Below are 1,208 nucleotides of genomic sequence, written 5' to 3' on the forward strand. Positions count from 1 at the left end.
CGATGCGGCGCAGGTCGGCGGCCGCGGTGTCGGCCACCGAACCACGGTCCGACTCCAGTTCCTGTACGCGTGTCGCCAGCCGGGACGGCCCGAGCAGCCCGGTCACCATCAGCCGGTCCACCTGGTTGAGGCCCCTCACCAGCCACGGCGTCAGCAGCACGAGCCCCAGTCCGGTGGCGCTGGTGAGCGCCATGTCGGGCAGGTCGTCGAGGTACGTGTCGTCGACCGTCGCCGGCCCGACGGTGGTGAGCCCGTCGGGCCCCCACTGCAGGCCCGGCTCCCCGAGATGGCGGGGGAAGACCCACTGCCAGGCCGGGTACAGCGCCAGTGCCCACCCGAGGGGGAAGAAGACGGCCGTGACGACGAAGGAGAAGAGAGCCCAGGGGAAGTGCAGCACCGTGTAGAGGAGGTGCCGCCACGAGACGCCGCTGCGCAGCAGCGCCCCGACCCACGGCATGAATCCGCTACGGCGCTGGAGCGTACGTACGGGCTCGGGCTCCGCGACCTCCAGGCGCAGCAGGCCGCGTGCGCGGGCCCTCTCCAGACGTCCGATGGCGCGACAGCCCATGAGGCCCGCCGCGAGGAGGGGGACGCCCAGGAAGGTGATCAGCAGTCCGGCGCTGGCGGAGACGACGGAGACGGCGTAGGCGAAGCTGAAGCAGGCGATCGGCAGTCCGGTCAGTGCGTAGAGCAGCTCACGCCAGTTGCGCCCCTCCAGGGGAGCGCGCAGGACGGCGGGCAGCGTGTGGGAAGGCGGCTGCACGGTGTTCGATGCGGTGGCCATGGGCGAGGTCCCGTCCTTCCCGATCGGGTGTGCTGCGCGGTCCGCCCTGGCGGCGGCCGGTCTGCGGCGTCCCTGCCAGGATCAGCCGTGCGAGGGGTCCCCTGCCATGGCGCCGGCAGGTCTCACCGGGAGGGGGTTTACCCCACCTCCGCATGCCTGTCCGCCGAACGGCGTGACCGCTGCCTGCCCTTCCGGAAGCCTCTGCCTCCGCTCTCCGCGACGAACCCCTCCCGCTCCCGCCAGGGGAGTTCGGCGGTGATGGTGGTGGGGCCGCCGGTGGGGGAGTCGATGACGAGGAGGCCGTCGACGGCGTCGAGGCGTTCGGTGAGTCCGGCGAGGCCGGTTCCGGTTTTGGTGTTGGCACCGCCTTGTCCGTCGTCGGTGACTTGGAGGAGGAGGCGGTCGTGGGTGTGCCAGACGTCGA

The 1,208-nt window shown here is 72.0% G+C and carries 1 protein-coding gene and 1 pseudogene; both read right to left on the reverse strand.

Annotated features, from left to right (window positions below; all coding sequences use genetic code 11):
• On the reverse strand, positions 1-784 hold a 784-nt coding region (locus ACFPA8_RS27480), incomplete at its 3' end, for a sensor domain-containing protein (protein WP_386452903.1).
• 137 nt (positions 785-921) lie between these two features.
• A pseudogene (locus ACFPA8_RS27485) lies at positions 922-1,208 on the reverse strand (hypothetical protein); the annotation flags it as partial.

The organism is Streptomyces ovatisporus (assembly GCF_042653885.1).
Taxonomy (GTDB): domain Bacteria; phylum Actinomycetota; class Actinomycetes; order Streptomycetales; family Streptomycetaceae; genus Streptomyces; species Streptomyces ovatisporus.